Genomic DNA, 26033 nt, shown 5'->3' on the forward strand with positions numbered 1-26033 from the left:
ACGATTGTTTCGGTTATCCGTCATTTCGTGCAGGATTCTGCGCCTCTGCGCGACGGCCTCGAGACGGTCGGGTCGGACCGCTGCGGGGAGGCCGCGCCCACCCCGCGCCGGACCGCCGCGATGCGATGATTGTTCCATGGACAGTTACTCCCCCGCACGGTCGGCGCTGCTTATCTTCGACGGTGACTGCGCGTTCTGCACCACCTCCGTGGCCCGGATGGGACGCATCCTTCCGGCCATGCCCGCGGCGGCGCCGTACCAATGGACGGATCTGGCCTCCTACGCGCTGACCACCGCGGATGCCGCGTCCCGGGTCTGGCTCGTCGACGGCGGCCGGCAATACGGCGGGGCCGCGGCGGTCGCCGCCCTGCTCCGACGCCAGCCGTCGCCCGGCTGGCGGATGCTGGGCTGGCTCGGCACGGTTCCACCGTGGTCCTGGGCGGCCTCGGTCGGCTACCGGCTGGTGGCCCGGTTCCGCCACCGGCTTCCCGGGGGCACGCCCGCCTGCGCGACGAGACCAGCCACATGAACCCTGGTCGCCTGAACCCCGTTCGACCGGGCCGTGCCGGCCGGTACTGGGAGATCGCGATCGTGCTCGGGCTCTCGCTCGGGGCATCCGCCGTCTATTCGATCGTGGCGATCATCGCCAGACTCACCGACACGACCCCGCTCGCACAGCAGACCGCCAGCATCAACGGCTCGCAGTCGACGCGGGAGTGGCTCGACTTCAGCTACCAGTTCCTCGGCCTGTTCTTCGCGTTGTTCGGCGTCGCCCTCGTGCTCTATCTGTTGTGGCAACCACGCCGCAGCGCCTTCCGCCGGCTCGGCTTCGACCTCACCGACGGGTGGCGGGACCTGCTCCGGGGCGGTGGCCTCGTGCTCGCCATCGGCATCCCGGGCCTGGCCCTCTACCTGGCCGGCCGGATGCTGGGGATCACGGTCGCCGTCGTGCCCCAGCCGATCGACACGTTCTGGTGGACGATCCCGGTCCTCCTGCTCTCGGCGGTGCGGGCCGGACTCACCGAGGAACTCATCGTCATCGGCTACCTCTTTACTCGGCTGCGCGAGCTCGGCTGGTCGACCTGGACGATCATCGGGTCGACGGCGTTGCTGCGCGGCAGCTACCACCTCTATCAGGGCATCGGCCCCTTCATCGGCAACGCGGTGATGGGGGTCGTCTTCGGCTGGTGCTACACCCGCTGGGGCCGCACGATGCCGCTGGTGATCGCACACACGCTCCTCGACGTCCTCTCCTTCGTCGGCTACCCCCTCGCCCTGGCCTGGTGGCCGGCCCTCCTCACCCCCGCCACCTGATTCCCCGAGCTCACTCCCGCGAGAGTGCAGTTTTCGCCCCCTCAGCAGCGCCGAAGGGGCGAAAAGTACACTCTCGCGGGCCCAGAGGGGGGTTAGTCGGCGAAGGCTTCCGGCGGGGGGCAGGCGCAGACGAGGTTGCGGTCGCCGTAGGCGTTGTCGATCCGACGCACGGGCGGCCAGTACTTGCCACGGATGAGGCTGCGCAGCGGGTAGACGGCCGTCTCACGGTCGTAGGGGTGGGTCCACTCCCCCTCGATCACGGACTGCGCGGTGTGCGGCGCATTGTGCAGCGGGTTGTCGTCCGCGGGCCAGCTCCCCGCGGCCACGGCATCCGCTTCGGCCTTGATCGAGATCATGGCCTCGACGAAGCGGTCGATCTCGACGAGGTCCTCACTCTCGGTCGGTTCGATCATCAGGGTGCCGGAAACCGGGAAGCTCATGGTCGGCGCGTGGAAGCCGTAGTCGACGAGGCGCTTGGCCACGTCGTCGACGCTGACCCCGGTCGCCGCGGTGAGCGGTCGAAGGTCGAGGATGCACTCGTGCGCGACCAGACCGTTGTCGCCGGCGTACAGCACCGGGTAGTGCGCCTCGAGCCGCTTCGCCACGTAGTTCGCGGCGAGCACTGCGGCGCCGGTGGCCTCGCGGAGGCCGTCCGCGCCCATCATCCGCACGTAGGCCCACGAGATCGGCAGGATGCTCGGGCTCCCGTACGGCGCGGCCGAAACGGGGCCGCCGCCGTGCACGACGGTGTCGCCGAGCGCGCTGTGCAGGTAGTGCTCGTCGCTCTGGGCCATCGGGTGTCCGGGCAGGAACGGGGCGAGGTGCGCCTTCGCGGCGACCGGGCCGACGCCGGGTCCGCCTCCGCCGTGCGGGATGCAGAACGTCTTGTGCAGGTTCAAGTGCGAGACGTCGCCGCCGAAGTCGCCGTAGCGGGCGAACCCGAGCAGGGCGTTGAGGTTGGCGCCGTCGACGTAGACCTGTCCACCGGCGTCGTGCACGGCCCGGCAGATGGTGCCGACCTCGTGCTCGTAGACGCCGTGGGTGGATGGGTAGGTGATCATCAGCGCGGAGAGGGTGCCGGCGTGCTCGGCGATCTTGGCCCGGAGGTCGACGAGGTCGACGTTGCCGAGGTCGTCGCAGGCGACGACGACGACCCGCATCCCGGCCAGAACGGCCGAGGCCGCGTTGGTCCCGTGCGCGCTGGACGGGATCAGGCAGACCGTGCGGTCCGCGTCACCGTTGGCGTGGTGGTAGCCGCGGATCGCGAGCAGACCGGCCAGTTCGCCCTGGCTGCCGGCGTTGGGCTGCAGCGACACGGTGTCGTAGCCGGTGACATCGGTCAGCCAGGTTTCGAGCTGGCGGACGAGTTCGAGGTAGCCCTCGACGTCCTCGCGGGGCGCGAACGGGTGCAGGCCACCGAATTCGGGCCAGCTGACCGCCTCCATCTCCGTGGCCGCGTTCAGCTTCATCGTGCAGGAGCCGAGCGGGATCATCCCCCGGTCGAGCGCGTAGTCAAAGTCGGCGAGGCGCTTGAGGTAACGCATCATGCTCGTTTCGGAGCGGTGCGTGTTGAAGACGGGGTGGCCCAGGTAGGCGCTGGTTCGCGCGAGCCCATCGGGGAGTCCCGGCGTGGCCGCGGTGAGATCGACGGCACCGAAGGCGTCCAGCCCGCCGAACGCACCGAGCACGACGGTGAGGTCCCGGGCGGTGGTGGTCTCGTCTACCGCAATGCCGACCAGGTCGGAGTCGACCTGGTAGAGGTTGACGCCGGCTCCGGCCGCGCGGGCCACGATCTCGGCGGCGCGCGATGGGACCGACACCCGCACGGTGTCGAAGAAGGTGTCGCCGGCGACGTCGAGGCCGGCGGAGCGGAGGGCCGCGACGAGTCGGCCGGCGGTCTCGTGTACCGCGGTCGCGATCTTCTTCAGCCCGTCCGGACCGTGGTACACGGCGTACATACCCGCCATCACCGCGAGCAGAACCTGGGCGGTGCAAATGTTCGAGGTGGCCTTGTCGCGACGGATGTGCTGCTCGCGCACCTGCAGCGACAACCGGTAGGCCGGATGGCCGGCCGCGTCGACGCTGACACCGACGAGGCGGCCGGGCAGCTGCCGTTCGAGACCCTTGCGCACGGCCATGTAGCCGGCGTGCGGTCCGCCGAAGCCCATCGGAACGCCGAACCGCTGGCTCGTGCCGACCGCGACGTCCGCGCCGAGCTCGCCGGGCGAGGTGATCAGGGTGAGGGCGAGCAGGTCGGCCGCGACGACGGCCAAGGCCCCCTGCGACTGCGCGGCGGCGATGACCCCGGCGGGGTTCCAGACCCGGCCGGATGCGGCGGGGTACTGCACGAAGATGCCGAAGTGGTCGCCCAGCTCTGCGGCCGTGGTGTCGGCCTGAAGGTCGACGATCGCGAGCTCGATGCCGAGGGCCGCGGCGCGGCTGGTGAGCAGCGCGTGGGTCTGCGGCATGGCATCCGCGTCGACGATGAACCGGTGCGAGGCGGACTTTGAGGCCCGGCGGGTGAGGAGCATCCCCTCGACCACAGCGGTGGCCTCGTCGAGCATCGACGCGTTCGCCGTGGCCAGCCCGGTGAGGTCGGCGACCATGGTCTGGAAGTTGATCAGGGCCTCGAGCCGGCCCTGTGAGATCTCCGGCTGGTAGGGCGTGTAGGCCGTGTACCAGCTCGGGTTCTCGAACACATTGCGCTTGATCACGGCGGGCGTGATCGTGTCGTAGTAGCCGAGGCCGATCATCGAGCGCTTCACCGTGTTCCGGTCGGCGAGCTCGCGGAGTTCCTCGATCGCCTCCCGTTCGGTCGCCGCGGGCGGCAGGGTGCTGTCGCCGACGGTGCGGAACCGGTCGACGTGGATGGTCTCAGGGACCGCCGCGTTGACGAGGTCCCCGACCGAGTCGTAGCCGAGGGTGGCGAGCATTCGGGACTGCGCGTCGGCATCCGTACCGATGTGGCGCTGGGTGAAGGGCTGTGACATGTGTTGGGTGACCTGGCTTCGCGTTGGGGCTACTCGCCGACGAGGGCGGAGTATTCGGAATAGCTGAGAAGGGCGGGCAGCTCGGTGAAGGTCACCTTGAGCAGCCAGCCGGCGCCGAACGGGTCACTGTTGACCAGTTCGGGGCTGTCGACGACGGCGTCGTTGGTTTCGGTGACCGTACCGTTGACCGGGGCGAAGAGCTCGCCGACCGACTTGGTCGACTCGATCTCGCCGACGACGGTGCCCGCCGCGACGGTGCTGCCGACCGCGGGCAACTCGACGAAGACGACGTCGCCGAGCTTGTCCGCGGCGTAGCCGGTGATGCCGACGAGGGCGGTGTCGCCGTCGACCAGCACCCACTCGTGCTCTGCGGTGTACTGCAGTTCAGACTTGTCTGCCATGGGGTTTCCTCTCGAAGGGTGAACTAGGGGGTGACTATTTCTGACGCTTATAGAAGGGCAGCGGGGTGACCGTGGCGGGGATGCGGGTTCCGCGCACATCGACGAACACCTCCGTGCCGAGGCCGGCGAGGCCGGGGGCGACGTAGGCCATGGCGATCGGATGCCCCAGTGTCGGTGACAGCGCACCACTCGTGATCACGCCCTCCGCGTCGGGGGCATCGATGCTGCGGAAGACCTGGTAGTCGGCGCGGCCGGCGCGCTTGCCCGCGGCGACGAGGCCGACCAGCACCGCCGCGTCGGCGGGAGGGCCTTCTTCGCTGGCCGCACGGCCGATGAAGTCGGTCTCTTTGGCCAGGTTGACGACGCGGCCGAGCCCGGCCTGGGCCGGGTAGCCGGTCACGGAGAGTTCGTGGCCGTAGAGGGGCATGCCCGCCTCGAGGCGGAGGGTGTCCCGGCTGGCCAGCCCGGCCGGCACGAGGCCGAACGGCTCCCCGGCGGCGCGGAGTGCGTCCCAGAGCGCGGCGGCGGCGGGCACGTCGATGTAGAGCTCGAAGCCGTCCTCACCCGTGTAGCCGGTGCGGGCGATGAGCACGTCGCTGTCCTGGAAGGTGCCGCCCAGGGCCCGGTAATACTTCAGGTCGGAAAGGTCGCCGTCGACGGTGAGCCCGGCGGTGGCCTCGAGGATGGCGCGGGAGACCGGCCCCTGCACGGCGATCAGGGCGACGTCGTCGCTCTGGTCCGTGACGGTGACGTCGAACCGGGCGGCCCGGGCCGACAGCGCCTCGTAGGCCGGGACCCGGTTGCCCGCGTTGGCGACGACGAGGTAGTCCTCGGCATTGGTGCGGTAGACGACGATGTCGTCGATGATGCCGCCGGCGGAGTTGAGGATGAGGCTGTACTTGGCCTGGAGGAGGTCGATCGTGGAGAGCTTGCCGGCGAGGGCGTAGTCGAGGAACGCCCCGGCATCCGCGCCGGACACGGTGATCTCGGCCATGTGCGAGAGGTCGAAGATGCCCGCTTGGGTGCGCACGGCGTGGTGCTCGGCGAGATCGCTCGAGTACCGCACCGGCATCTGCCAGCCGGCGAAGTCGGTGAAGCTGGCGCCGGCGTCGACGTGCGCCTGGTGCAGCGGGGAGAACCGTTCGACGGCCGACGGAGCGGCGGTCGACTCTGAATCCGAGGGGTGGGCGGCGGTGTCCGGGGTCATGAGTTCTCCAGGTTGTCGTCGGCCGGGGCCGAGCGAGAATCTCCGGGGCGCGATCGAGCCCCTGGGAACTCCCCCTCTGTCGTCAGGCCTGAGAGCTTCGCCGCACCGGTCGTGGCTGCGGCTTTCACCATGGGCGAGCCGCGCTGAAGCTGCGACTACTTTTCAGAGTGGCCAGTTCGATGCGGTACGAGTACCTGAGAGATTGTCGGGGAGGATTGCTCCTTCGGTGTTCGCCCGCCTGGCGGCGTCGAACTCTCCCGCATCGACCGTGATGGCCCGATATTCGGTTTTCGCCACCAGCCTACCGGTCGGGGCCGCGAAGTCGGCACCGGGTGCAGTCGGCACCGTGGAAGCGGCACCGCGCCGGCACCGTGGAACCGGCTACTCCTCCGACCAGGGGGAGCTGAACGACTCGACCGCGGCGGCGCCGCAGACCAGCACGGCACTGAGCAGCCCCTCCATCGTGTTCGAGCGCAGCAGGGTGATCTGATCGAGGGGGCCGACGGGGGTGATGCCCGCCAGCTGCCAGGCGGCGGCCGTCGGATCGTCGGAGAGTTCGACATCCGCGGACCAGGCCTGGTCGGTGAACTCGCTGGCCAGGGCGAGGGCACGGCGCACCACCTTTTCGGCCTCCTCCCTGAGCGGGAAAAGGTCGTCGTCCCAGTCCAGCTCCGGAATCTCACGGATGACCGCCTCGGGGTAAGGGTCTTCCTCGAGCCATTCGACCACTTCCACCCGGCGGTCGCCCTGGGCGAGCACGCCGACGAACCCGTCGGATGCCGCGAGCTGGGTGATCTGTGCGACGGTCCCGAAGCCGAAGCGGTGCTCTCCCCCACCGACCTCCTGCCCTCGTTCGATCAGCACGACCCCGAACTCGGCCGGCTCGTCGGCGAGAATCCGGGACAGCATGACCAGGTAGCGTTCCTCGAAAATCTGCAGTTGCAGGGGGAGGTACGGGAAGAGCACGGACCCGAGCGGGAACATCGGCAGCTTGGTCATGCCTCCAGCGAACCACTCCGACGCTCATCCGCCAAGGGGGATCAGCGCGCCCAGGCCGCCGGGTCGACGCCGACCTCGGCGAGCGCGGCGAACAGCAGCCCGTAACCGACGTAGCCGGTGACCGGAATGAGCAGTGCCCATTCCCGCAGGGAGCCGGCGTTACCGAGCACGGGAACGGCCAGGTAGCCGCCGGAGGTCCAGAGCTGGTTGAGCACCGGCACCGTGCGCCAGGCCCGGGGCGGTTTGGGCATCCAGGGCCAGAACAGCGGCAGCCCGCCCGTGGTGAGCAGGTCCCCGGCGAGATGCACGCCGTAACCGAGGGTGACGCAGACGACGAACCAGTCGGGGCGTTCCGGCGTGAAGACCGTGATGCCGGCGGCCGCAACCAGTCCGATCAGCCAGGCTGTCGGCCAGGACTTGCGGGACAGTCCGAGTGCGTAAGCGGCGAAGGCGATCGAGGCGGCACTCGCGGCCGCGATCCCCACGTCGACAGGCCGGGCGAACCCGGGCAATTGCCAGGTCAGCCGGTCGAGGCCGGTCGCCAACAACCAGATGCAGGCGATGGCGAACAGCCCGTGCAATCCGTGGCGGTGACCACCCGAGACGCGGGAGATGCCGCGGGTGACGAACCCGCCGAGCACGGGTACGGAGCGCGAGATGGTCGCCGAACCGTGGTCGGCATCGGCGAGGAGGGCTGCCCCCGCGCAAAGGAGCGCGCCGGTGATCGTGCCGGAGGGAGACACCGGGAAGATGCCGAGGCCGTGGCCGGCGGTCGCCGTGAGCGCGATCCACGCGGCCGCGCCGGTCATGGCATGGTGAGCACCCATCATCGGTGGAACGCCCCTTCGGCTGCAGCCGAGCGGAAGACCGGGCCTGACCACACTAGGTTGCCCGACCGGGCGGCGCGAACCCGGTCGGACCGCCTCAGGACTCCGTGACCTGCCCCGCGTCCACGCTCCAGTGCCGGTCGGTCTGCACGTGTTCAAGCATCCGCCGGTCGTGGGTGACCAGAAGAAGAGTGCCCTGGTAGGACTCGAGCGCCTGCTCGAGCTGCTCGATCGCCGCGAGGTCGAGATGGTTGGTCGGCTCGTCGAGCACGAGCAGATTGACCCCGGTCGCCTGGAGCAGGGCCAGGCCGGCCCTGGTGCGTTCGCCCGGGGAGAGCTCGTCGACGGGCCGGCCGACGTGGTCAGCCTTCAGCCCGAACTTGGCGAGCAGGGTGCGCACCTCGGCCATGGACAGGTCGGGCACCAGCTCCTCGAAGCTTGTGGAGAGCGGCCGATCACCGGCCAGGAGTGCACGAGCCTGGTCGATCTCGCCGATTCGCACGCTCGCCCCGAGCGCGGCCGTGCCCTCATCCGGCTCCTGCCTGCCGAGCAGCGCCCGGAGCAGGGTGGTCTTGCCCGCCCCGTTCGGGCCGGTGATACCGATCCGTTCGCCGGCGTTGACCTGCAGCGACACCGGACCGAGGGTGAAGTCACCCCGGCGGAAAGAAGCCGCACCGAGCGTGGCGACCACGGCGCTCGACCGGGGTGCGGCGCCGATGGTGAACTCCAGCTGCCACTCCTTGCGCGGCTCCTCGACCTCCTCGAGGCGGCTGATCCGGCTTTCCATCTGCCGCACCTTCTGCGCCTGCTTCTCGCTGGACTCGGCGGAGGCCTTGCGCCTGATCTTGTCGTTATCCGGCGCCTTCTTCATGGCGTTCCGAACGCCCTGGCTCGACCATTCCCGCTGGGTGCGGGCCCGGCCGACCAGATCGGCCTTCTTCGCGGCGAACTCGTCGAAGTCCTCGCGCTTGTGGCGCCTGGCCGTTTCACGTTCGGCGAGGTAGGAGTCGTAGCCGCCGCCGAACACCCGGTTCGCGTTCTGCGCCAGGTCGAGTTCGAGCACCCGGGTCACGCAGCGGGCGAGGAACTCCCGGTCGTGGCTGACCAGCACGACACCGCCGCGCAGCCCGCGCACGAAGGCCTCCAACCGCTCCAGCCCGTCGAGATCGAGGTCGTTGGTCGGTTCGTCGAGCAGCACGATGTCGAACCGGGAGAGCAGCAGGGCGGCGAGACCGACCCTGGCCGCCTGGCCCCCCGAGAGCGCCGTCATCGACGTGTTCTCGGCCAGGTCGGTGCCGAGCCGGAGCCCGAGTTCGGCGAGCACGATCGGCAGCCGGTCGTCGAGGTCGGCGGCGCCGCTCGCGAGCCACCGGTCCAGAGCCCTCGAGTACACATCGGCCGGGTCGACGCCGTCCGGGCGCGGAGCGGTTTCGGCGAGGGCCGACGCGGCGGCATCCATCTCGAGGGTCGCCTCCGCGCACCCGGTGCGGCGGGCGATGTAGCCCGAGATCGTCTCGCCGGCCACGCGCTCGTGTTCCTGCGGCAACCAACCGACGAAGGCATCCGTCGGGGCCAGGCTGACCGTGCCCGCCTGCGGCACCAGGATGCCGGCGAGCAGCCGGAGCAGGGTGGACTTGCCTGCCCCGTTCGCGCCGACCACTCCGATGACGTCTCCGGGGGCGACGGTGAGATCGAGCGATTCGAACAGGGTGCGGTGGGCGTAGCCGCCGGCCAGTCCCCTGGCGACGAGTGTTGCGGTCATGACCCCATGTTCTCACCGCTGCCCTTCGTTCTCTTGCCGCTCCGCCCGATAGCGCCCGCAGCTGGCCCCCGCGTCATGACCATCAAGTCGAGGGACACCTCCGACGTGAATCGCCTTTCGCCGGCGACGACGTACCCGTCACCTTCGGTCGAGACGGCACCGAAGCGGAAACACCGGCAGCATGGTCACCACGTGGACGACCGCACATGTGCCAGAATTTCCAAGGCCTGCTGACCGGCACAACGAACGGCAGCACCGGGCATCTTGGATGGCGAGAAGCCAGTGGTCGATTCAGGGGGAAACACATGATCGCGACAGTGTTGAGCATTTTCCGACGTCATGGATTGCTGGCAGGGGCAATCCTCCTCATCCTGAGCCCCGCTCTACTGGACTTCAGAGGTCTCAGTGACGCGACGAAAGATGTCGCCCACACCCGAGACGCGTTGATCGGCCTGGTTGGCATCCTGGTTACCGCCCGGCTCGTGGACGCGTGGAGCAAGCGGCGAACCCAAGAACAAGACAAGGATCGCTTCCGGGGAATATCCACCATTGCGTTCCGCAGCCTCTCGCAGACCGTCAATGACGTCGGCCGCATGCTGCTAGCGCCGCTGGTAGGCGCGGACCTGTATTCGGCCGGTATCCCCGGCTTCGAAAAGGGCGACCACGCGACGAATCTCGCCACCCTGGGCGCTCTCGGGATTCAGCCGCAACCGCACGCGATTAGCGGCTTCTGGGATCAGATTGACGATCACAAACTGGGAATCGATCTGACGGCCCTGTGCTCTCAGCCGGAGTTCGCAGAGTTGATGTTTCGTGTCACGTCCTCGACCAGACGTCGACTGCAGGCATGCATGGCCGATTGGGCGCCGGTGATGGTTACTGTTCCTGAAGCGAACGAGGAACTGGAACCGGGATGGGAACTCTCGGATCAGCTCGTCCTTCTCGCGGAAAGCTGGCGCTCGCTCGCGGCTGCGCTCACCGACAGGTCCTCCCTTCCGGCCACCGCCGAGATCGACCGGGTACGCGGTCATTACTTCACCACAATCCAGCAGTATCGGAGCTGGCTCGAGGTACTTCAACAGCACGCCAAACTACCGACGAAGGGATTCATCACCCAGCCCCAGAGTCATCCTTGATGATGTCGACCGTATTACCCCGTCACCTTGGTCTTTTCCGGCAATCCCCTGTTCTGCGGCAGCCAGCCGACGGGGCCAGGCTGACCGTGCCCGCCCGCGGCGCGAGGACGCTCTCTCACCATGTTCTCATTGACCGCGTACCCTGTTACTGCCCCCGTGACCGGCACGGCGGCAGTTCGAAGGGCTTTCTCGTGGATACCACCCTGCTCCGGCGTTTCGTCACGACCGCCGAAGCCACTAACTGGGGTGCCGCGGCGAAGACCCTCAACATGACCCGCGCCACCCTCCTCATCTCCATCCGCAAGCTCGAGGACGAGGTCGGCGGCGAACTGTTCGTCACCATCGACGACGTGCCCACCCTGACGAGCGCCGGACTCGAACTGCTCGAGGTCGCGAGACCTCTGGTACGCAAGCCCGTGGCATCCGACGCCCCGAAGGCTCAGGCGAAGGCCGGCGGCAAGGCAAAAGCCTCCAAAGGCCAGGGGCGCGCGCCGGCGGTCAAGGGTGCGCCGAAGCCCAAGGGGCGCCAGTCTCGCTGAGCGGATCCGTCGGTCTCTAGCGGGCGGATCTCCGCCCGGTCGCGGCCTCGCGTTCGAGGGGCGTGACACCCGCGAGGGGCGTGTTCAGGAAATCGATGACGGGGGTGATCGCGCGGAACCGCTCGATCACAAGGTCAATGAATCCGTCGTCCAGTGCCGCCGCACCCGGCAGGTTCGAGAACAGCGCCCAGCGCCGGTTGAGCAGCAGGTCGGCCGCCGGGTGGTCGACCGGAAACCCCTTCGGGGAGCGCACGAGCGGGTGGCCGTCCAGGGGCTCGGCCAGCCGCACGAGGGAGTCCTCGACGAGGAGGGCGCGCAGCCGCTCGTGGTGTTCGAGCAGGTATTCGCGGATGGCGAAGAGTTGAGGCGGTCCCGGGCTGTAGGCGCCGCCGGCGACCATGACCCCGTGCACGCCGACCTGGAGGAAAAGCCCGGCTCCCCCGGTCTTCTCGAGTCCCTGGCGCGGCCATGACGCGGCCAGATGGGTCTTGTACGGAGTCTTGTCGTGTGAGAAGCGCACGTCGCGGTAGATCCGCAGCATGGCCTTGTTCGGCGGCCGGATGTAGTCGGGGGCGAAGTCGGCCAGCCGGGTGTTCACCGCGTCGATGACCTCCAGCATCCGGGCCTTCAGCTCTCGCTCGTAGACCGGTTTGTGCTCTTCGAACCACTCCCGGTTGTTGCGATGTTCCAGTTCTTCGAGAAAGTCGAAGGCCTGCTCGCTCAAATGCGGCCCCATCAGACTAGGCCTTCTTCGCGGCGGCCTTGGCCGAACGTTTGGTCTCCCGCACCAGGGCCAGTGAGTCGGCGTCGACGATGTCGGCGACGGATCGGTGCGAGCCGTCCTCGCCGTATGGTGCGGAGGCCTCCCGCCAGCCGTCGGCCGGAACCCCCAGGCGTTTGCCGAGCAGCGCGAGGAAGATCCGCGCCTTCTGGTCGCCGAACCCGGGCAAGGTCCTCAGCCGGCGGAGGATCTCGGCGCCGGTCGGGGAACCTGAGGTCCAGAGGGAGGCTGCGTCGCCGTTCCAGTCGCGGGCGATGATCCCGGCGACCTCCTGCACGCGCGCCGCCATCGAGCCGGGAAAACGGTGCACGGCCGGGCTCATGCGGAAGACCTCGACGAATCCGGCGGGGTCGTAGCCGGCGATCGAAACCGGGTCGAGGGTGCCGATTCGGTCGCGGATCTTGGCCGGACCGGCGAAAGCGATCTCCATCGCGATCTGCTGGTCGAGGAGCATTCCAAGGAGGAGGGCGAAGGGATCCTCGGTGAGCAGGGTGTCCGCCGCGGGATCGCCGGTGAGGTGCAGTGTCATGCCGCCATTGTGCCACCGGCGGTGGAGTGCCCGGCCCACGGGTTCGACCTACCGAGGCGCGCCAACGTGAAGAGCCGGGTCGAATTCGTCCTCGTCGACAAGAGATTCGTCCACGAGGTGCGCCCGGATGGCTTGGCCTCGCCGGTAGCCGACCAGGCCCAACCCAAGAAGGACGGCCAGAGTGCCGAGGGTGAACGCCTCGAAGGTGGCCTGGCTGACGCCCCAGATTCCGTCGAAGTCGTACCCGAGGCCGAACAGCGGCTCGAGGGTGCCGGGGAAGATGGCCACCCACGAGCCGAGGAGGATCCAGGCGAAGCAGAGGGCGCCGAGGGCGCGGAATCCGCGCGTGCCGACCGGAACGCGGAACGGTCGAGGCGTGTTCGGGTAGAGCGTGCGCAGACGCACGACGGCCGGAATCACGAGCAGGTAGCTCAGCAGGAAGGTGGAGATCGAGATGGTGAGCACGACGCCGAAGATGGCGCCGCTCGTTCCGCTCAGCTGCATGGCCATGACCATGAACAGCGTGGCGACGATGCCGGACAGCATGTTCACGCGCACGGGCGTTCCAAGCCTCGGGTGGAACTCCCCGAAGAATCCGCCGAAGAAGGCGCCGTCGGCGGCGGCCATCGCCTGCATCCGGTCACTGATGATCATCCAGGCCGCACCCTGCGCCATCAGGATGAAGCAGAAGACAACCGCAGAAATTGTCAGCATCGCGCTCGCTCCGGTTCCGAAGACCGAGTAGACGGTGGCGATGGCTGTGAAGAGCCCGCCGATGCCGTTGATTTCGTCAGCAGGCACGACGAGCAGGATGGCGAAGATCGGCAGGATGTAGCAGGCCGCGGCAAGGCCGGCAGACCGTGCGACCGAGATGGGAACGTCTCGCCCTGGATTCTTCATCTCGCCCGCCGCGCTGTTGCCGGATTCGAAGCCGAGGAACGCGAACAGGAGGAGCGGTGTGAGGCCGAGGAAGCCCGCGACGGTTGGCGTGAAGCTGCCCGGGGTCAGAGCGGTGAAGCCGTGCGTGACGCCGTAGGCGATGGTGACACCGAGGAAGAAGACCAGGAAGGCGATCTTCGCAATCGCTCCCGCAGTCAGAATCCACTTGCCACGCTCAAGGCTGACAATGGCCGACGTGACCGTGAGCCAGATGAAGACCAGCTTGAACAGGTAGTCGGCCGGCGAACCGTTCTCCAGCGGCGTGACGTAGTTGGTCCAGGTCTCGGTTGCGACGAACGCCATCGCGCCGCCCACCCAGACCGGTTGGGTGACCCAGCTCAGCAGTGACGCCACGGCGGCGGCGGCGCGACCGAATGCCCGGCGAACCCACACGTAAATGCCGCCCTCGTCGGTAAAGGCGCCGCCCGTCTCGGCAAAGATCAGGCCGTAGGGAATGAGGAAGAAGACGCACAGGATCACCGTCCAGGTGAGGGTCTCGGCCCCGAAACCCGAGACCTGGCCGAGTGTCTCAATCGAGACGACCGCGGCGACCAGAAGGGCGACGATGTCGAATCGGCCCAGGGTTCGTTTCAGCCGGTGTGTCTGCTGTTCGGCCAATTCGGTCTGCATGCCGTCGCTCATCGGGCACTCCTTCTCGCGGAGTCTGCTCCGCTTCGTTCAACTATCACGCATAAACCGGGCACGACTTGACCGCACAATCACCAGATCGACCGGGTGTCATCGCGTTGCCGGCCGCGTGCTCATTCCCGCGGGGCTCCTCACGGCTGTCTCCGGCCTTTGGAAGGATGACCCGCGCCTACGCGCTATCGGAGTGGGAGCGGGCACTCCGGCGCTCCTGCTCATGCTCGCATAGATCGTTTTCGGCCACGCCGCCGAGCTACCGCGAGCCGTGGTGATGGGCACCGCCTGGCTGGTCGATCTCGGCATCACGGAGTGGGTCATCCGTCGGCGCTAGGGTGAGCTGATTGCCACTCTCACAAGGAGGCCGCTGTGAAGCTACGCCCGCTCGCCACCGCCGTCACCATTTCAGCCACGATGATGGGGCTCCTGTCTGGGTGCTCGGCAGCGCCGACGGCCCCAACGGCAGGTCCGACCGTGACCGCTACCGTGACGGCGACTCCAGCTGCGGCGCCCGTCGCTCAGGCCGCGGCTGATCCGGTCTCGGCTCTGGAAGCGTGGGCCCTGTGCGCGGGCGTGGCACGAGAGACCGCACGGACGGTGGCCCCGGATGCACTGGTCGTGCCCCTCGCCGACGCGGATGTTCCGGAACTGGTGACGTGGGAATCCGATCAGCAGTATTTCAATGTGCAGGTGAAGCTGGAGCCGTCAGGCGACTTCGATTTTCTGGCCGTTCTGTGCCACGTCGGTGGCACGCTGGGCCAACCCACGATGGAATCCACCCTGAAGACCCACTGAACCTGGTCGCCGCAGCGCGCGAAGATTGCTCGGGGGGTGAGCAACGCTGGCGTGCGTGGCTGGTTTAGGCGGGCCCGCCCCAGTGACGAAATGCGGTCGGCTCGTTATTCTTGGTGCATGTGCCGGAACATCCACACGCTGCATAATTTCGAGCCCGCCGCCACCGACGACGAGGTGCACGCTGCGGCCCTCCAGTTCGTGCGCAAGATCAGCGGCGCAACCAAGCCGTCCCGGGCCAACGCGGAGGCGTTCGATCGGGCCGTCGAGGAGATCGCACACATTTCTCGGCACCTGCTCGAGGATCTGGTCAGCACGGCTCCACCGAAAAACCGCGACGAAGAGGCAGCGAAGGCGAAGGCCCGCTCGGCGAAACGGTTCGCTGCGGCGTAGCCCACTGCGCCACTTACCGCGCTGGAGCGGCACGGCGCTACCGCAACGGCGGGCGCGGGCCGCCGAAACCGCGCGGTGAGACGCGGATGTCGCGGCTACCTCAGGTCGGATCTTGAGCTGTGCCACGGGCGACACCTCGCCCTCCACGCGCCGGTCAGTTCTCGTATCCGATGAGCCAGGGCACCCCGAAGCGGTCGACCAACTGGCCGTCGTGGGCACCCCACGGCCTCTCGCGGAGTGGGTCGACCACGACGCCCCCCTCTGCCAGCGCGGCGAACCACACTTCGAGGGTCGCAGGATCAGCTGTGCCCAATAGGGACAACATGATCCCCTGGAGATTGAGCGGCGGATCGTCCGCGCCCGCATCAGCGCCGAACAACACGACCCGGCCGTTCAGCACGCCGTGGGCGATTGCTCCGCGTGGACCATCGGTGCGGCCAAAATCGGCGAAGGTGTGCAGCACGAGCTCGCCGCCGAACACATCGCGGTAGAAGGTCAACGCTGGACGGGCAGAGGCATCGAAGCGAAGGTACGGTACGAGACCGGTCATCCACCCAGAGTAGACACGCACCTGGCGCGGATCAAGAAGCCGTTGCTCAGCCGACGCTTCGGGGCTGCGGGCCGGCGAAGGTCATGGCGAACAAGGGGCCCAGTCACACATGAAGCGGGCAGCCTGGTGGCGTAGCCGCGCCCTGAACGGCAGGGCGCTACCGCAACGGCGGGCGCTGACTGCCAAAACCGCAGCTGCGACAAGCGGATGCCGCAGCCGACCCGACGAGGGAGGCGCGGCATCCGGGGCTACACGTTCAAGAGGAACTCCCCGGGTGGCGGTTCATCGCGCGTTGCGGAACGCAAGCGCTACTCCCTGCCGTCCTCGAGCGGGATGAGCATGGTGCGGAAGGGACCCGCAGCGGCGTGGAGCTCCCAGATGCGAGAGGCGACGTCGTCGATGCCGTTGGGCAGCTGAAGCTGGGGAATGCCTCCCGGGATGACGAGCTGACGGACGCGGACTCCCTCGTCCTCGAGCGCGTCGTGAAGCATCTCGCCGTAGGCGCTCTCGGCCGGGAAGGCGACCGATGTTCCGGCGAAGCCGGCGCGGGCCTTCACCGAGGTCCCGCCGTTGATCAGGATGATGCTGCCGTCGCCCCTCTCACGCATTGCCGGCAGCACCGTGCGCACCGCACGGATGAGACCGAGCGCTGAGAACTGCAACGCTTCCAGCGCCAGCTCGGGAGTCAAGTCAAGCACCGGCTTCAGGTAGTCGCGCGACGGGAGCGGGCTGTACTGCAGCGTGGTGATCGGACCCAACTCGGCGGCGGCACGCGCGAGCGCGGCCTCGAGCGCCGCCGTCTCCAGCACGTCCGCGGCGTAACCGCGGGCGGTCACGCCATCCGCTTCGAGCTCCGCGGCCAAGGCGTCGAGCTTCGACTGGTCCCTCGAGATCAGGGCGATCGAGAAGCCCTCACGTCCGAACCTACGAGCGACCGCTGCTCCGAGTCCCGGTCCAGCTCCGATGATTGCGATGACTGGCATGGTGAGTTCCTTCGGTCGATGATGACGGCGGGTAGGGCCGTTCGAAAGTTTACCGGGGCGCGGTCTGGCGGGCGGCAGGGCATGATCAGCCGGGTGGGGCCAGTTCCAAATCGTCTGGGCGATGACGTCGTATCCGTTCACCGGCCCGGCAGAATCAGCATCGAACCACTCGACGAAGGTCTCGTAAGCGATGCGCCTGAGGTCCTCGAGCGAGGTCAGATCACCCGCGCGACGGACGATGTCCGCCACTTCTGCATTTTACTCGTCGGTGTTCTCGAGAGGTTGATCCCAACGGGGTCGTGCTCGAACCATATGGCCGAGACAGCCCTCACCGGCATCAGCGAACGCCACTTGCCCTGAAGCTAGACGTTGAAGCGGAACTCCACGACGTCGCCATCCTGCATGATGTATTCCTTGCCCTCGATCCGGGCCTTGCCCTTCGCGCGGGCCTCGGCGATCGAACCGGCGGCGACCAGATCGTCGAAGGAGAAGACTTCGGCCTTGATGAAGCCCTTCTGGAAGTCCGTGTGGATGACTCCGGCGGCCTGCGGGGCGGTCCAGCCCTTGTGGATGGTCCAGGCCCTCGTTTCCTTGGGGCCCGCCGTGAGGTAGGTCTGCAGGCCGAGGGTGTCGAAGCCGATCCGGGCGAGCTGGTCGAGTCCGCTCTCGGCCTGGCCGGTGGAGGCGAGCATCTCGGCAGCGTCCTCGGCGTCGAGTTCGCTGAGTTCCGATTCGAGCTTGGCGTCGAGGAACACGGCGTTGGCCGGGGCCACGAGCGCGGCCAGCGCGGCCAGCTTCCCGGCATCCTGCAGCACGTCTTCATCGACGTTGAACACGTAGATGAACGGCTTGGCGGTGAGCAGGCCGAGTTCGCGGATCGGTTCGATATCGAGGGTCGCGGAGGACAACGGCTTGCCGGCGTCGAGCACGGCCTGGGCCTTGAGTGCGGTCTCGAGCACGATCGCGGGCATCTTTCGACCCTTGACCTCTTTCTCGAAGCGCGCGATGGCCTTCTCGAGGGTCTGCAGGTCGGCGAGAATCAACTCGGTGTTGATGGTCTCCATGTCGCCGGCCGGGTTGACGTCACCGTCGACGTGCACGACATCGGGGTCTGCAAAACCGCGGATGACCTGTGCGATCGCGTCAGCCTCCCGAATGTTGGCGAGGAACTTGTTGCCCAGCCCCTCCCCCTCGCTCGCGCCGCGCACGATGCCGGCGATGTCGACGAACGACACGGGCGCCGGCAGCAGCCGCTCGCTGCCGAAGATCGAGGCGAGCGCGGCGAGCCGGGAATCCGGAAGGTTGACGATGCCCACGTTCGGTTCGATGGTGGCGAACGGGTAGTTCGCCGCCAGCACGTTGTTTTTGGTCAGCGCGTTGAAGAGGGTGGACTTGCCAACATTGGGCAGTCCGACGATTGCAATAGTAAGAGCCACGAGAGTCCATGGTACCGGCTGGGCCCCGCCGGTCGCGCTCCGGCGCCGAGGGAGGACCTGTCGGCGGCCCGTGAGAGCATGAAGGGGTGCCAGTCAACTTCACCGCCATCGACTTCGAGACCGCCAACTCTTCGAGCGCTTCGGCCTGTTCGGTCGGGCTGGCGAAGGTTCGAGACGGGATCGTGGTCGACCGGGTTGCCTGGTTCATCCAGCCCGCGCCGGGTCACGACGCCTTCCTCTCCTGGAACATCAAGATCCACGGCATCCGTCCGTCGGATGTCGTGGGCGCGGCAACCTGGGCCGAGCAGCTTCCCGACCTGGTCGCGTTCGCCGGCGGCGACCACCTCGTCGCCCACAATGCGGGGTTCGACCTCGGCGTCATCTCCGGGGCGTCGACGGTCGCCGGCCTCGCCGTGCCCGACTTCACCTACGTGTGCAGCCTGCAGGTTGCCCGGCGCACCTACCAACTCGACTCCTACCGACTCCCGGTGGCCGCGATGGCCGCGGGATTCGAGGGGTTCAACCACCACGACGCCCTCGCCGACGCCGAGGCGTGTGCCGCGATCATGATCCACGCGGCAAAACGGCACGACGCCGACACCCTCGAAGACCTGGCCCGCATCGCCGGCGTCAAGATCGGGGCGATCGGCCCGATCGCCACCCGCGAGCGGGCGTCGACGCACGGGCCGATGGCCCTGAACCAGCAGTAGCACGGCCCGCGCTCGACGGAGGAGAATCGACGGATGCGCTCCTCTGAGGATTTGCCCGGCAACCCGTGGCCGCACGACATGCAGGTCAGCGTCGAGGAATGTTGGCCGCCGCTGATCCACCTGCTCTTCGTTCGAAGCGCCTGGCAGCTGGAGATCGATTCCGTTCCCCGGCTCGATTCCGAGCCGGACCCCGGCTCCTCCCAACGCCCGGAGAACCTCGACGTCGATTCCGCGGTCCAACGCTGGCTGGCCGAGTGGCAGCGGGCCTGGAGCCACTTCGATCCGGCGAGCGTCACGGTCAGCACCCCCGACGCGGCGACCCAGCGCCTCCTCGATACCCTCACCGACGACGAGCTGTGGGAGGCGACCTCCACCTGGCCGTCGGATTTCTGGGATTCCGGCATCGACCGCGGCGCCTCTGAGAGATGGCGGGCATCGATGGCCGCCCCCACCGGCGACCTCCCCGAGAACCGTGTGATCGGCGCCTTGGCCGACGCCTGGCGAGCCGGCCTCACGACCGTCATCCAGATGCCCTACCTCGGATACTTCGCGCACCGGATCAACCAGGAGCACCTCGTCGTCTCGGCGACGACCCGGCGCGATGCCGACCTGTACAGCAGAGCGCTCGAGTCGTAGCGCCCGCCGTTCCCGTCGAGTTCGCGCCGGTCGAGTTCGCGCCGGTCGAGGGTCGCACCCGGCGATGTCGGTGGCCGCTGGCAGAGTGGAGACATGGATCCCTGGCTCACTCTCCTTCTCGGTGTCATTCTCGGCGCCCTGCTCGGCGCCCTCTGCACCGTCGTCCTGTTGCAGCGGCGGGGGCAGGCAGCGCACACCGGCGCTCCGGCCGAGGACCCCGCCGTTCTCGAGGCGCGACACCAGGTGGCGCTGGCCGAATTGCGTTCCGCCGAAGCCGCCGTGTCCGCCATCCTCCGGGAGGAACTCGCGTCGGTGCAGGCCACGACGGATGCCCTTCGCGAGAATCTTGCGGAGGCTCAGCGCCGGGCGCGCGAGGTCGACGACCGGCAGCGTGAAGAGGCCGCCGCGCGCACCGAACGCGAGCAGCGGGAAAGCACCGTCTTGCAGGCCCTCGCCCCCGTGCGTGAAAGCCTGCACGACATGCAGAAGAAGGTCTCCGAGCTGGAAACCCAGCGCAGCCTGCAGCACGGCGAACTCAGCCAGCAGCTGCGCAGCGCAACCGAATCCGAGGAACGCCTGCGCAGCACGGCCGAGTCCCTGGCCTCCGCCCTCCGCGCCAACAATACCCGCGGAGTCTGGGGCGAGACCCAGCTCCGCAGCGTGGTCGAAGCCGCCGGCCTGATTGAGCGGGTTGACTTCGACGTGCAGTCGAGCATCACCTCGGATGCCGGGGCCGGCCGCCCCGACATGGTCGTGCACCTTCCCGGCGGCAAGAACATCGCGGTCGACGCCAAGGTGCCCTTCACCGCGTTCCTGGAAGCGAGCCAGATTCCGGCGACGGCGACCGGCGCGGAGGGCGCCCGACGCACGACGCTCCTGGCCGCCCACGTGAAGGCCGTTCGCGACCACATCACCACCCTCGGCGGCAAGGCCTATTGGCAGGGCCTTGAGGCGTCCCCCGAAATCGTGATTGCGTTCATTCCCAGCGAGTCCCTCGTCTCGAGCGCCCTCGAAGCAGACCCGTCGATCATGGAGTTCGCCTTCTCCAAACGCGTCGCCCTCGCCTCGCCCGTCACGCTCTGGTCCGTGCTGAAGACGGTCGCGTTCACCTGGCAGCAGGACGTGCTCACCCACGACGCGAAGCTGCTCTTCGACCTGAGCCGGGAACTCTACGCCCGGTTGTCGACCACGGCTACGCACATCGAAAAGCTGGGCCGGTCGATCGAACGCACGGTGAAGGACTACAACGGGTTCGTCGGCTCGATGGAACGCCAGGTGCTGCCGACCGCTCGCAAACTCAACGCCCTGGACGAGTCGAAGGTATTGGCGCCGCTGGCCGCCATCGAGGAGAGCACCCGGGAGCTGGCGGCCTGGGAGTTCGTGGCCGAGCTGGAAGCCTCGGAACTCGACGCCCGGGATCTCGACCCCCGTGATCTCGACCCCTGTGATCTCGACGCCCGTGATCTCGACGCCCGTGATCTCGACCCCCGGGATCTTGACACCGGGGAACTGGAGCCTGCTGGCCTCGACGTGTCCCACGCCGATCACGACCGCTAACCCAACGCCAATCCAGACACGGCCCTCGCGACACAGCGGTTTCCACCGAGTCACCGCGTTCTGTTGACTCGGCTGAGCGAGGGTACTACCCTCTTCCTGAGAGCGCTCTCGCCTTGCCCTTGTCGAGGTTGTGTCGAGGCTGCGCTCCCGCTTTATTGTCCACCGAGAGCCCTCCTCCAATCCTCTGTGCAATAACGGTTCCCCTCTGCAGAAAGCAGGCCAGCAATGTCGCTGTTGAATGTCACTTCCATCGCTCGTCCGGAACGCCGCCGCCGCTTGTTCGCCCTGGTCACGACCACCGCGCTGGTCGCAGTGCTCTCCTTCACCAGCACATCGGCTGCCCTCGCAGCGTCGCCGACTCCGCCGGACTCCGGCCAGCCGGGCTCTGTCCAGCCAGGCTCTGTCCAGCCAGGCTCTGTTCAGCCGGACTTCGGGCCCAATGTGAGGATCTTCGACCCGAGCATGCCAACCAGCCAGATCCAGGCTGAAGTCGACGCGATCAGAGATCAGCAGATCAACGACGAAATGGGGACCAACCGGTACGCGCTTTTGTTCAAGCCGGGGATTTATGGCACCACTGAGCAGCCGCTGATGATCCAGGTGGGGTACTACACAGAAGTGGCCGGGTTGGGCAAGAACCCGACCGACGTCACCATCAACGGCCACGTGGACGTCTACAACCGGTGCCGGCCGGCGTCCGGATGCATCGCCCTGGACAACTTCTGGCGCTCGATGTCGAACCTCACCATTAACGTCACGGGCGGCGAAGGGTGCCGAGCCTCGGCTAACTTCTGGGCCGCATCGCAGGCCTCACCGATGCGCCGGGTCAACATCACCGGCGGCAACCTGTCGTTGATGGACTACTGCAGCGATGGTCCGCAGTTTGCCAGCGGCGGCTTCATTGCCGATTCAAAGACAGGCTTCGTTATCAATGGGTCCCAGCAGCAGTACATAGTGCGCAACAGCAGCGTCGGTGGCTGGTCGAACGGCGTCTGGAACCAGGTTTTCTCCGGCGTGGCCGGCGCACCCGCGGAATGCTTCCCCGCGGTCCAGGACGTCTGCGGCCCGTACACCACTCTCGACAAGACCCCGGCGAGTCAAGAGAAGCCTTATCTCTACCTCGACACCGACGCTCAGTACAAGGTGTTCGTCCCTGATCCCGGCACCAACTCGTCCGGGCCGACGTGGGAGAACGGTTCGACGCCGGGCCACAGCATCCCACTGTCTAAGTTCTACCTGGCCAGGCCGAGCGATTCGGTGCAGACCATCAACAAGCAACTGGGGAACGGTAAGAACCTGCTCTTTACACCGGGTGTGTACGCCATCGACAAGACGATCGAGGTCCACAAGGCCGACAGCGTCGTGCTGGGTATCGGCATCACCACGTTGACCGCGATGAAGGGCGCGGTCGTGATGTCAGTCGACGACGTCCCGGGCGTGGACATCGCCGGCATCACGATCGATGCGGGTACGAAGAACTCGCCGGTGCTGCTTCAGATCGGCAGCAACAAGAAGAACGCAAAGGACAAGAAGGCGACGAGCAGCCCGTCCAACCCGACCGGCCTGCAGGACGTGTTCTTCAGGATCGGCGGACCGAACGTCGGCAAGGCCGACGTCAGTCTTGAAGTCAACAGCGACAACGTCATCCTGGATGACATCTGGGCCTGGCGAGCAGACCACGGCAATGCGGGTACGGTCGGCTGGAACATCAATACTGCCAAGAACGGCGTCGTCGTCAATGGCGATAATGTGACCGCGACCGGGCTTTTCGTTGAGCACTACCAGCAGCACAACGTGATCTGGAACGGCAACGACGGTGAGATCGTCTTCTTCCAGAACGAGTTGGCCTATGACCCGCCGAGCCAGGCGGCCTGGATGCAGGCCCCGGGCGTCAACGGCTGGTCCGCGCTGAAGGTCGCCGACTCGGTCAAGACGTTCAAAGCTTCCGCGTTGGGCAGCTACAGCTTCTTCAACCAGGGCGTGGATATCTTCGCCGCGAACGCGTTCGAGGTGCCTGACACCCTGGCCCCCGGGAGCCTGCACAACATGACCACGATCTTCCTCGACCCCAACAAGGGCATGGGTGAGATCTCGAACGTGATCAACGGCATCGGGGGGCCATCGAACATCGGCAACGCTGACATTCCGGTCACCGTGACGGACTACCCTGCCGTGCCGGACACGACAGCCCCGACGGTCGCCATCACCGATAACGTCGCTGCGGCGACCGCGACCGGTGACGTCACCTTCACGTTCACCTTCAGCGAGGGGGTCGGCACGAGCTTCACCGCCGACGATGTCGTGATTGCCGGTGGCACCGCAGGTGCGTTCGTTCGGGTCGACGCGTCGCACGCCACGCTCGTTGTCGCTCCTCCGGCCAATTCAACCGGGACCATCTCCGTCAGCGTGGCCGCGGGTACGTTCAGCGATGCGGCCGGCAATACCAACACCACCTCCGCGGCGGCTCAGCAGGCCTACGACACGGTCGCGTCTCCGCCACCGCCGCCGTCGGGAAGTGTCATCACCTTCGATGAGACAACCCCACCGACGCTGACCAGCTTCGGAGGTGCGGACTCGACCATCGTGGCTGACCCGACCAATGCGGCCAACAAGGTCGCGCAGGTCGTCAAGGGTGTCGGTGCCGCACTTTGGGCGGGCACCACGGTTTCGACCCTGCCCAATACGGCGGTCCCAACGATCGCGTTCAGTGCCACCAATACGATGTTGAAGGCTCGGGTGTGGTCACCGGATGCGGGAATCCCGGTGCGGCTGAAGGTCGAGAACGCCGCCGATCCCACCCAGTCGGTCGAGACTGAGGCCACCACCCTGGTGGCCGGCGGCTGGGAGACACTGGCGTTCGACTTCGCGAAGCAAGCACCTGGAACCGCGGCGCTGAACCTCGCCTTCACCTACAACAAGGTCTCGATCTTCTTTAACTTCGGTACCGACGGCACCGGAAAGACCTACTATCTGGACGATTTGGATCTCGCGCCGACGGGCGACGGAACCCCGCCGCCACCCCCTGCCACCAACTGGCAGATCTCGTTCGATGATGCTGCCGTCCAGTACATGTTGACCGACTTCGGTCTGTACGGCGCGGCCGGGGCCGTCGTGCCCGATCCGGCCGGTGGCACCAATTCCGTTGCGAAGATGGTCAAGACCACCGGATCGGAGCAGTGGGGCGGCACGACGGTGTCCACCGGCGTCAATCAGTCAGTACCGACAATCCCGTTCACCCAAACGAGCACGAAGATGACCATGCGGGTCTACAGCCCCGCTGCCGGCATCCGGGTGCGGATGAAGGTCGAGAACGCCGGCAACCCGGGCATCAACTGCGAGACCGACGCCTTCACGACGACATCCGGAGCGTGGGAAACACTGACCTTCGATTTCGGCGATCCGTCCACCCACTACATTCCCAACGGCCCAACGAGCTATGACCTCACGAAGCCGACGGCGTCCCTGAACGTGGCCAACACGTACAACAAGGTGTCGGTGTTCTTCGACTTCGGTCTCGGTAACGGTGGGTACGCGCCGATGGTGGCGGACCGGACCTACTACCTCGACGATCTAGCCTTCGTTTCCTGACCGACACGGCTCGGGGCGGTCTGTCGGCCCCCTGGCCACCTCACCGCGAATCACTCACCGCAGGCACGCGTGGTCGCCTGCGGTGAGTGATTCGGTGATCGGGCAGATCATCCGCGTTGCTGGCTGGAACTTCTCCGCGGGTGATGGCCCTGAACAGCAGCGATCCGAGGACGGACTCGGCGGCGGATGCTCGAGTCAGTGCCACGCCGTTCACAACGTCCTTGGGAGTTACATCTAGGTGGCCATGGGCGTCGTCCCCTTGTTCCGCTCACTATTCTGTTATGGAACGCATCGTCTATTACCTCGTCCCCGACAGAAGAGCGGAAATGAAGGCCTCCCTCCTCAACCCGGAGCTCCGAAGCATCTTCCGCTTCATCCCGAACCCCCCGGTGACGACGAGCGTAGGGCGCGCCGTGATCAACGGGCTGCTCAGTCGGGTGAAGACACCCGCACAGTTCGACGGGGTGTCCTTCGAGGTCCTGAGGCTGGCCAACGGCCAACCGGCTCGCGTGTTCACACCCCCCGGTGGCGGGAACGGGGCGGCTCTGCTGAATATTCATGGCGGTGGCATGGTCATCGGAACGGCGTCCCAGGACGACTTTCACATGGCCGAAGTCGCTCGCAGTCTCGCAATCGTCGTGGTGTCGGTCGAATATCGACTTGCGCCCAGGGGCCCGTTCCCTGCAGCGCTCGACGACTGTTTCTTCGCCTGGAACTACCTGCTCGAATCCGCCGTCGGCCTCGGCGTGGACCCGGCACGGATCGCGATAGGAGGGCAGAGCGCCGGCGGCGGGCTGGCGGCGGCCCTGGTTCAGCGAATCCATGACGCGGGCGGCGTCCAGCCGGTCGCGCAATGGCTTTTCTGCCCGATGCTCGATGACCGCACGGCCGGACGCCGCGAACTCGACGTCCTGAAGCACCGGCTCTGGAACAACACGTCGAACCGAGCCGGCTGGATGGCCTACCTCGGTCAGGAACCAGGCGCCGTCGCTCTGCCGCCGTATGCTGCCGCAGCCCGTCACACCGACCTCACCGGCCTCCCGGCGACCTGGATCGGAGTGGGCGACATCGAGCTGTTCTACGACGAAAGCCGCGCCTACGCCGAAGCGCTCCGCGCAGCCGGCGTCGACAGCACACTCGACATCGTTCCCGGCGCGCCCCACGCCTTCGAATCCGTCGCCGCCAAAACGCACCTCGCAATCAACTACAAAGCCCGCGCACACGTTTGGCTCAAGAACCAGCTCGGCGCCTGAGCGCGCAAACCAGAACCGTGGCCACCGATGCCGGGTGATGCCACCGACGACGAGAGCCGCCGCTCGCGC

At 67.2% G+C, this 26033-nt stretch carries 23 protein-coding genes and 2 riboswitches; of the genes, 11 read left to right on the top strand and 12 right to left on the bottom strand.

Annotated elements, in window-relative coordinates; all coding sequences use genetic code 11:
• Positions 1–136 precede the first annotated feature (136 nt).
• Positions 137–529 (top strand): thiol-disulfide oxidoreductase DCC family protein, encoded by a 393-nt coding sequence (locus tag QMG61_RS03855; protein WP_283493015.1) that lies wholly within the window; start codon positions 137–139, stop codon positions 527–529.
• Positions 526–1314, top strand: coding sequence for a CPBP family intramembrane glutamic endopeptidase (locus QMG61_RS03860; RefSeq protein ID WP_283493016.1), 789 nt, complete (start codon positions 526–528; stop codon positions 1312–1314). The genes QMG61_RS03855 and QMG61_RS03860 overlap by 4 nt, the downstream gene beginning before the upstream one ends.
• 92 nt (positions 1315–1406) lie before the next feature.
• Here QMG61_RS03860 and gcvP read toward each other — a convergent pair whose 3' ends face one another.
• The 6 genes from gcvP to QMG61_RS03890 all read right to left on the bottom strand — a co-directional run bounded on the left by gcvP (position 1407) and on the right by QMG61_RS03890 (position 9500).
• Positions 1407–4304, bottom strand: a complete 2898-nt coding sequence (gene gcvP, locus QMG61_RS03865) for an aminomethyl-transferring glycine dehydrogenase (protein WP_283493017.1) — start codon at positions 4302–4304, stop codon at positions 1407–1409.
• 29 nt (positions 4305–4333) lie between these two features.
• Positions 4334–4705 (bottom strand): glycine cleavage system protein GcvH, encoded by a 372-nt coding sequence (gene gcvH, locus QMG61_RS03870; RefSeq protein WP_283493018.1) that lies wholly within the window; start codon positions 4703–4705, stop codon positions 4334–4336.
• Positions 4706–4739: 34 nt separating this feature from the next.
• Positions 4740–5912 (bottom strand): glycine cleavage system aminomethyltransferase GcvT, encoded by a 1173-nt coding sequence (gcvT, locus tag QMG61_RS03875; RefSeq protein ID WP_283493019.1) that lies wholly within the window; start codon positions 5910–5912, stop codon positions 4740–4742.
• 69 nt (positions 5913–5981) lie between these two features.
• Positions 5982–6083: riboswitch (glycine riboswitch) on the bottom strand.
• A gap of 1 nt (position 6084) precedes the next feature.
• Positions 6085–6182, bottom strand: a riboswitch (glycine riboswitch).
• 111 nt (positions 6183–6293) lie between these two features.
• Positions 6294–6911: an LON peptidase substrate-binding domain-containing protein gene (locus QMG61_RS03880; protein WP_283493020.1), complete on the bottom strand. Its 618-nt coding sequence runs from the start codon at positions 6909–6911 to the stop codon at positions 6294–6296.
• A gap of 41 nt (positions 6912–6952) precedes the next feature.
• Positions 6953–7741 carry a metal-dependent hydrolase gene (locus tag QMG61_RS03885; RefSeq protein WP_283493021.1) on the bottom strand — a complete coding sequence of 263 codons (789 nt, stop codon included), beginning with the start codon at positions 7739–7741 and terminating at the stop codon, positions 6953–6955.
• Between the two features lie 94 nt (positions 7742–7835).
• Entirely contained in the window at positions 7836–9500 is a 1665-nt protein-coding gene (locus QMG61_RS03890; protein WP_283493022.1) for an ABC-F family ATP-binding cassette domain-containing protein, read from the bottom strand.
• 305 nt (positions 9501–9805) lie between these two features.
• On the opposite strand from QMG61_RS03890, the gene QMG61_RS03895 reads away from it, so the two are divergent.
• Together QMG61_RS03895 and QMG61_RS03900 are read left to right on the top strand one after the other, a co-directional pair.
• A complete protein-coding gene (locus QMG61_RS03895) occupies positions 9806–10636 on the top strand; it encodes a hypothetical protein (protein WP_283493023.1) in 831 nt (276 codons plus the stop codon).
• Positions 10637–10827: 191 nt separating this feature from the next.
• Positions 10828–11175: a LysR family transcriptional regulator gene (locus tag QMG61_RS03900; RefSeq protein ID WP_283493024.1), complete on the top strand. Its 348-nt coding sequence runs from the start codon at positions 10828–10830 to the stop codon at positions 11173–11175.
• A 16-nt stretch (positions 11176–11191) separates the two neighbouring features.
• Here QMG61_RS03900 and QMG61_RS03905 read toward each other — a convergent pair whose 3' ends face one another.
• The 3 genes from QMG61_RS03905 to QMG61_RS03915 are packed head-to-tail and all read right to left on the bottom strand — an operon-like array spanning position 11192 to position 14066.
• Complete coding sequence (locus tag QMG61_RS03905) at positions 11192–11911, bottom strand: DUF2461 domain-containing protein (RefSeq protein WP_283493025.1); 720 nt, start codon at positions 11909–11911, stop codon at positions 11192–11194.
• 4 nt (positions 11912–11915) lie between these two features.
• On the bottom strand, positions 11916–12485 hold the full coding sequence (locus tag QMG61_RS03910) for an HhH-GPD-type base excision DNA repair protein (RefSeq protein WP_283493026.1): 570 nt from the start codon (positions 12483–12485) through the stop codon (positions 11916–11918).
• A gap of 48 nt (positions 12486–12533) precedes the next feature.
• Positions 12534–14066 carry an APC family permease gene (locus tag QMG61_RS03915; protein WP_283493027.1) on the bottom strand — a complete coding sequence of 511 codons (1533 nt, stop codon included), beginning with the start codon at positions 14064–14066 and terminating at the stop codon, positions 12534–12536.
• Between the two features lie 369 nt (positions 14067–14435).
• Here QMG61_RS03915 and QMG61_RS03920 point away from each other — a divergent pair, with 369 nt between their 5' ends.
• Both QMG61_RS03920 and QMG61_RS03925 read left to right on the top strand, forming a co-directional pair.
• Complete coding sequence (locus QMG61_RS03920; protein WP_283493028.1) at positions 14436–14861, top strand: hypothetical protein; 426 nt, start codon at positions 14436–14438, stop codon at positions 14859–14861.
• Between the two features lie 117 nt (positions 14862–14978).
• Positions 14979–15251, top strand: a complete 273-nt coding sequence (locus QMG61_RS03925) for a DUF2277 domain-containing protein (RefSeq protein WP_283493029.1) — start codon at positions 14979–14981, stop codon at positions 15249–15251.
• Between the two features lie 154 nt (positions 15252–15405).
• Here the strand turns inward: QMG61_RS03925 and QMG61_RS03930 are convergent, their stop codons facing one another.
• The 3 genes from QMG61_RS03930 to ychF all read right to left on the bottom strand — a co-directional run bounded on the left by QMG61_RS03930 (position 15406) and on the right by ychF (position 18220).
• Positions 15406–15801, bottom strand: coding sequence for a VOC family protein (locus QMG61_RS03930; RefSeq protein WP_283493030.1), 396 nt, complete (start codon positions 15799–15801; stop codon positions 15406–15408).
• Positions 15802–16109: 308 nt separating this feature from the next.
• On the bottom strand, positions 16110–16784 hold the full coding sequence (locus tag QMG61_RS03935; RefSeq protein ID WP_283493031.1) for an SDR family NAD(P)-dependent oxidoreductase: 675 nt from the start codon (positions 16782–16784) through the stop codon (positions 16110–16112).
• A gap of 362 nt (positions 16785–17146) precedes the next feature.
• A complete protein-coding gene (ychF, locus tag QMG61_RS03940; protein ID WP_283493032.1) occupies positions 17147–18220 on the bottom strand; it encodes a redox-regulated ATPase YchF in 1074 nt (357 codons plus the stop codon).
• Positions 18221–18306: 86 nt separating this feature from the next.
• Between ychF and QMG61_RS03945 the strand changes: the two genes are divergently transcribed.
• From QMG61_RS03945 to QMG61_RS03970, 5 genes are all read left to right on the top strand, one after another.
• Positions 18307–18930: an exonuclease domain-containing protein gene (locus QMG61_RS03945; protein ID WP_283493033.1), complete on the top strand. Its 624-nt coding sequence runs from the start codon at positions 18307–18309 to the stop codon at positions 18928–18930.
• A gap of 33 nt (positions 18931–18963) precedes the next feature.
• The gene (locus QMG61_RS03950; RefSeq protein ID WP_283493034.1) at positions 18964–19566 is read left to right on the top strand and encodes a hypothetical protein; all 603 of its coding nucleotides are present in this window, start codon (positions 18964–18966) and stop codon (positions 19564–19566) included.
• A 93-nt stretch (positions 19567–19659) separates the two neighbouring features.
• A complete protein-coding gene (gene rmuC / locus QMG61_RS03955; protein WP_283493035.1) occupies positions 19660–21123 on the top strand; it encodes a DNA recombination protein RmuC in 1464 nt (487 codons plus the stop codon).
• A gap of 225 nt (positions 21124–21348) precedes the next feature.
• Positions 21349–24711: a pectate lyase-like domain-containing protein gene (locus QMG61_RS17420; protein WP_349357864.1), complete on the top strand. Its 3363-nt coding sequence runs from the start codon at positions 21349–21351 to the stop codon at positions 24709–24711.
• Positions 24712–24992: 281 nt separating this feature from the next.
• A complete protein-coding gene (locus QMG61_RS03970) occupies positions 24993–25964 on the top strand; it encodes an alpha/beta hydrolase (protein WP_283493036.1) in 972 nt (323 codons plus the stop codon).
• Positions 25965–26033: the final 69 nt, after the last annotated feature.

The sequence above is a fragment of the Cryobacterium sp. PH31-AA6 genome (genome assembly GCF_030063195.1).
GTDB lineage: Bacteria > Actinomycetota > Actinomycetes > Actinomycetales > Microbacteriaceae > Cryobacterium.

What these genes read in the sequence shown, in the direction of transcription:
- QMG61_RS03860 (WP_283493016.1), top strand. Translation starts at nt 526, where the DNA reads ATGAACCCTGGTCGCCTGAACCCCGTTCGACCGGGCCGTGCCGGCCGG.
- QMG61_RS03970 (WP_283493036.1), top strand. Translation starts at nt 24,993, where the DNA reads ATGGAACGCATCGTCTATTACCTCGTCCCCGACAGAAGAGCGGAAATG.
- gcvH (WP_283493018.1), bottom strand. Translation starts at nt 4,705, where the DNA reads ATGGCAGACAAGTCTGAACTGCAGTACACCGCAGAGCACGAGTGGGTG.
- QMG61_RS03950 (WP_283493034.1), top strand. Translation starts at nt 18,964, where the DNA reads ATGCGCTCCTCTGAGGATTTGCCCGGCAACCCGTGGCCGCACGACATG.
- rmuC (WP_283493035.1), top strand. Translation starts at nt 19,660, where the DNA reads ATGGATCCCTGGCTCACTCTCCTTCTCGGTGTCATTCTCGGCGCCCTG.
- QMG61_RS03905 (WP_283493025.1), bottom strand. Translation starts at nt 11,911, where the DNA reads ATGGGGCCGCATTTGAGCGAGCAGGCCTTCGACTTTCTCGAAGAACTG.
- QMG61_RS03915 (WP_283493027.1), bottom strand. Translation starts at nt 14,066, where the DNA reads ATGAGCGACGGCATGCAGACCGAATTGGCCGAACAGCAGACACACCGG.
- gcvT (WP_283493019.1), bottom strand. Translation starts at nt 5,912, where the DNA reads ATGACCCCGGACACCGCCGCCCACCCCTCGGATTCAGAGTCGACCGCC.
- QMG61_RS03890 (WP_283493022.1), bottom strand. Translation starts at nt 9,500, where the DNA reads ATGACCGCAACACTCGTCGCCAGGGGACTGGCCGGCGGCTACGCCCAC.
- QMG61_RS03880 (WP_283493020.1), bottom strand. Translation starts at nt 6,911, where the DNA reads ATGACCAAGCTGCCGATGTTCCCGCTCGGGTCCGTGCTCTTCCCGTAC.
- QMG61_RS03930 (WP_283493030.1), bottom strand. Translation starts at nt 15,801, where the DNA reads ATGACCGGTCTCGTACCGTACCTTCGCTTCGATGCCTCTGCCCGTCCA.
- QMG61_RS03910 (WP_283493026.1), bottom strand. Translation starts at nt 12,485, where the DNA reads ATGACACTGCACCTCACCGGCGATCCCGCGGCGGACACCCTGCTCACC.
- QMG61_RS03925 (WP_283493029.1), top strand. Translation starts at nt 14,979, where the DNA reads ATGTGCCGGAACATCCACACGCTGCATAATTTCGAGCCCGCCGCCACC.
- QMG61_RS03895 (WP_283493023.1), top strand. Translation starts at nt 9,806, where the DNA reads ATGATCGCGACAGTGTTGAGCATTTTCCGACGTCATGGATTGCTGGCA.
- gcvP (WP_283493017.1), bottom strand. Translation starts at nt 4,304, where the DNA reads ATGTCACAGCCCTTCACCCAGCGCCACATCGGTACGGATGCCGACGCG.
- QMG61_RS03935 (WP_283493031.1), bottom strand. Translation starts at nt 16,784, where the DNA reads ATGCCAGTCATCGCAATCATCGGAGCTGGACCGGGACTCGGAGCAGCG.
- QMG61_RS03855 (WP_283493015.1), top strand. Translation starts at nt 137, where the DNA reads ATGGACAGTTACTCCCCCGCACGGTCGGCGCTGCTTATCTTCGACGGT.
- QMG61_RS03885 (WP_283493021.1), bottom strand. Translation starts at nt 7,741, where the DNA reads ATGATGGGTGCTCACCATGCCATGACCGGCGCGGCCGCGTGGATCGCG.
- QMG61_RS17420 (WP_349357864.1), top strand. Translation starts at nt 21,349, where the DNA reads ATGTCGCTGTTGAATGTCACTTCCATCGCTCGTCCGGAACGCCGCCGC.